Annotated in this window: 6 protein-coding genes; 3 read left to right on the top strand and 3 right to left on the bottom strand. The window is 66.5% G+C overall.

The features are described 5' to 3' along the window. Positions 1 to 274: hypothetical protein (locus TX88_RS34195; protein WP_209446961.1), on the top strand; the 274-nt coding region annotated here is incomplete at its 5' end. Positions 275 to 433: 159 nt separating this feature from the next. Here the strand turns inward: TX88_RS34195 and TX88_RS07955 are convergent. After that, a complete protein-coding gene (locus TX88_RS07955; RefSeq protein ID WP_044515915.1) occupies positions 434 to 1,474 on the bottom strand; it encodes a patatin-like phospholipase family protein in 1,041 nt (346 codons plus the stop codon). Positions 1,475 to 1,503: 29 nt separating this feature from the next. Beyond that, on the bottom strand, positions 1,504 to 2,205 hold the full coding sequence (locus tag TX88_RS07950; RefSeq protein ID WP_044515913.1) for a TetR/AcrR family transcriptional regulator C-terminal domain-containing protein: 702 nt from the start codon (positions 2,203 to 2,205) through the stop codon (positions 1,504 to 1,506). Between the two features lie 140 nt (positions 2,206 to 2,345). Here TX88_RS07950 and TX88_RS35545 point away from each other — a divergent pair, with 140 nt between their 5' ends. Both TX88_RS35545 and TX88_RS07945 read left to right on the top strand, forming a co-directional pair. Beyond that, entirely contained in the window at positions 2,346 to 2,480 is a 135-nt protein-coding gene (locus tag TX88_RS35545; RefSeq protein ID WP_268952471.1) for a hypothetical protein, read from the top strand. 118 nt (positions 2,481 to 2,598) lie between these two features. Continuing rightward, positions 2,599 to 3,774, top strand: a complete 1,176-nt coding sequence (locus tag TX88_RS07945) for an FAD-binding domain (protein WP_044515912.1) — start codon at positions 2,599 to 2,601, stop codon at positions 3,772 to 3,774. Here TX88_RS07945 and TX88_RS34995 read toward each other — a convergent pair. Next, the coding region (locus TX88_RS34995) for a cytochrome P450 (protein WP_044515910.1) at positions 3,771 to 4,013 on the bottom strand (243 nt) is incomplete at its 5' end. The genes TX88_RS07945 and TX88_RS34995 overlap by 4 nt on opposite strands.

The raw sequence follows: 4,013 nt of genomic DNA, 5'->3' as shown, positions 1-4,013 counted from the left end.
CGTATCGGTATCGCAGGTCGTGAACGAATTCAGCTTGAACGACGGGGTTGGGGTGGGCGACGGGAAGTTCGGCGGAATCACGATGTACGAATTGATGGGCGGTTCCGTGATGGGCGCTTCCGTAGTCGTCGGCTCGGTTGTCGTCGGCTCAGTCGTGGTCGGCTCGGTGGTTGTCGGCTCGGTTGTCGTCGGCTCCGTTGTGGTGGGCTCGGTGGTTGTCGGTTCCGTTGTCGTCGGTTCTGTCGTCGTGGCGCACGGATCGGCAAGCGCCTGACCTGTCCCACCGACGAGAGCCAGGCAGACAGCCGCGACCACCACGGCCGCACCCGCGCGTCGCCTGCAGTTCCCCGACGTCCCCATCTCGGACCACCCCAATACTTCAGCTGCTAGCTGAAGTATTGGTCTGCCGCCGTCGCCTGTAATGAGTAGCGGACTACTCGACTTGGCGGCCCACCCGATGTGCCCGGCGGAAGCGGTCGATATACGCCGGCCAGTCCCAGGTCGACAGGAACTCCGTCGTCGCCGCGTACCCCTTGTCGTACAGGGCCTCGGCCTCATTGCGGCTGATGTCGAAGTCCAGCACCCCGACGTCGGTCGAATCCACCTGGATCGCACGCACCTTCACCCACGGCTGGCTCAGATAAGCCTGGTCGTGACCGACCAGCATGGTGGTGATCAGGCTTTCCAGAAGCGAGGGACGGCCGAACGTCAGCAGGCCCAGCCCCGGGATCAGCTGCTCGGCCGACGGGGCGGGCAGGTACGGCACCACCGTCACCCCGAACGTCGGCCACCGCGGCTCCGCACCGTCGGGACGGTCGAAGGAGTCGATCGGGAAGTTCGACAGCACCCCGCCGTCCACCAACGTGCACGGTGTTCCGTCAGCGGTTTCCAGCGTGACGGGATGGAACAGGAACGGGATCGCCATCGAGGCCCGCACCGCGTCGGCGACGAGTTGCTCATCGGGATCCAGGCCGTAGACCCGCCGGTAATCCCATGGCAGCCGCACCAATTGGCCGGTGGTCACGTCGGTCACCGTGACTGTCAGCCGGTAGCGCCGCTCAGGCAGCAGGCTGTCGTCCTTGATGGCCAGATCGCCAAAGGTCTTGACGCCCAGGTTCTTCAGCTCGCTGCGAATCCAGTCGTAGGCGAAGTCACCGCGATAGATGCCGGTCTCGCGGAGCAGACCCCACGCGGTGCCGAGCACCGGGATGCTCTCGATCGGCCCGCTGTCGCGGAACTTGCGGTACGGCACGCTCAGCGCCAAGTCCCGCAACTGGTCACTGCTCAAGTCCTTGCGTTGCACCGCGGCGGCCACCACCGCGCCGACGAGTGATCCGGCCGAGGTGCCCGAGATCCGCTCGATCGCGTACCCCGCGTCCTGGAGCGCGACGACGGCGCCCACCAGGCCGATGCCCTTGACCCCGCCTCCGGAAAGCACGAGGTCAGCACGGTGCGGGGAGCGTTTCGCAGCCATGACCCCAGCTTGGCACGGCCGCCTGACAATCAACCGGACGTTCGAGAACTCTTGCCCATGGTGGTCTCCAACCCGATGAACAGCACGTCGAGTCCGCGGTCGAGTTCGGCGGCACCGTCGTAGGACCCGAGCGCAGGAGCCAGTGCGCGCACTCGCGGGAACTCCGTGATGGACAGTCGGTGCAACCCCAGTCGCAGCACGTCGTCGGACTCTTCCGGCCGTTCGACGACCTCCTGCAACTCGGTGAGGATGTGGCCGTGCAGGTAGCCGAACAGCATCCGGTAGATGTGCAGGGCATCAGTCCCGGAGAATCCGGCCGCCGTCAGCAGCGCCAGCACATCCTCCAGTGGCCGCAGCATTCCCGGCGGGCGTTGTCCCAGCGGGGTGGCCAGCGGACGAGTCACCATCAGCGGCACGACATTTGGATGCGCCAGCGCCAGCTGCCGAAACTCGTGCGCCACCGTGCGCAGCTGACCGGCCCAGTCCGGGTCGGCGGTGTCCACGCGCAGTTGGCTGATCACCATCTCGGTGACCCCGTCGAGCAACGCGGCCTTGTTGGGCACATGCCGGTAGAGAACGGCGGGATCCCGGCCGACCTCTTCACTGAGCCGACGCATCGACAGGCCATCGACACCGTCGCGGTCCACCAGTCGCAGGGCAGATCGCAGGATCACCGATCGGTTGATCTGACCCTCCGCCCCGCGCCGAGGCGCGGTTGCCTGTTTGACCATCGTGAGGCTCCTCCATATGGCTGGAGCGTCAGACTACATCGCGTGTCAACACTGTTGACACACATCGTTGCGGTTGCGGTGGGCCGCGCGTAGGGTCGAGCCATCGGGACCACACAGGCCCCCAAGTCAAAGGGGCCAACATGGCTGACAAGTCGCCGCGCCAGAGCATGACCAAGAAATCGGGCAAGTCGCTCAAGGAGAAACGCGCGGCCAAGCGGGACAAGGCAGTCGACGCGCACTCGACCGAGGAAGTCCTCCACCACAAGAGGCGTTGAGACTCGGCTCGCCAGATAAGCCAGGGGGTAGGAGGGGCCCGGACGTAACAGCGTCCGGGCCTTTCGACGTGGGCGCTCGACAAGCCCGAAACGGCCACTCACGTAACCTCGAATTGTCATGCGAATCGCCATCAGTGGAGCCGGGGTTGCGGGTACAGCGTTGGCGCATTGGCTGCATCGCAGCGGCCACACTCCAACACTGATCGAGCGAGCTCCGGCGTTTCGCACCGGCGGCTACATGATCGACTTCTGGGGCATCGGATACCGCGTAGCCCGGCAGATGGGCATCCAACCGGCGATCCGCGACGCGGGCTACGACGTGCACTGCGTGCGCTCGGTCGGGCCCGATGGCATGACGAGCGCCGCACTCCGCGTCGACGTGTTCCGGCGCATGATCGGCAACGACTTCACCAGCCTGCCCCGCGGCGACCTCGCCGCCGCCATCTACCGCACTGTCGAACACAGCGTCCCGACGATCTTCGGCGACAGCATCACCGGCATCGACCAACACCCTGACGGGGTGCGGGTGTCCTTCGAAAACGGCCCGGCCGACGACTTCGACCTCGTGATCGGCGCCGACGGCCTGCACTCCAACGTGCGCAGCCTGATCTTCGGGTCCGAGGAGCGATTCGAGCACTACCTGGGCTGCAAGGTCGCCGCGTGCGTGGTCGACGGGTACGACGGCGGCACCGATTCCGACGCGTACCTCACCTACGCCGTTCCCGGCCGGCAGGTCGGGCAGTTCACGCTGCGCAACAACCGAACCATGTTCCTGTTCGTGTTCCGCGACGAACACGACGACCACGGTATGACGCCAAAAGAGCAGCTGCACAAGCAGTTCGACGACGCCGGCTGGGAATGCCGGCAGATCCTGGGCGCAGTGGACGGCGTCGATGACCTCTTCTTCGACGTGGTCAGCCAGATCCGGATGGACCGCTGGTCAGACGGCCGGGTGCTGCTGATCGGTGACGCCGCAGGCTGCATCTCGCTGCTCGGCGGCGAGGGCACCGGGCTCGCGATCACCGAGGCGTACGCCCTGGCCGGGGAACTCGCCCGCGCCGGCGGCGATCACCGAACCGCCTTCGAAAGCTACGAGTCGCTGTTACGGCCATTCATCGAGGGCAAGCAGGCCGGGGCCGAACGGATGCTGGGTTTCTTCGCCACCAGAACGCGATTCGGGTTGTGGTTCCGCAATGTGGCGCTACGGGCGATGAACCTGAGCCGCCCGGTGGCGGGCCTGTTCGCCGGCAGCGTGCGCGACGACCTCGACCTGCCCGACTACCGGATCGGCTAGCGGCGGGCCGGCTCGGCCCGCTCGGACTCGACCTCGGCCGGCTCCCGCAAAGCCCGCACACAGACCCGCGCCCCACGGTGCGGGACCAACGTCACGTGCTTGACGCGCTGGCGTTCGTCGGCAGCTGTGGTGGTGAAAAGGTCTACCCGGCGCAGGATTTCACGGAGCACGACGCGTAGCTCGACCATCGCGAACGTCGCCCCCAGGCAGCGGCGGTTGCCGCCGCCGAACGGGAACCA

Source organism: Mycolicibacterium septicum DSM 44393, assembly GCF_000455325.1.
GTDB classification, from domain to species: domain Bacteria; phylum Actinomycetota; class Actinomycetes; order Mycobacteriales; family Mycobacteriaceae; genus Mycobacterium; species Mycobacterium septicum.
Note: the sequence above shows the minus strand (reverse complement) of the source record. Positions and strands in the feature narration are given on the sequence as shown.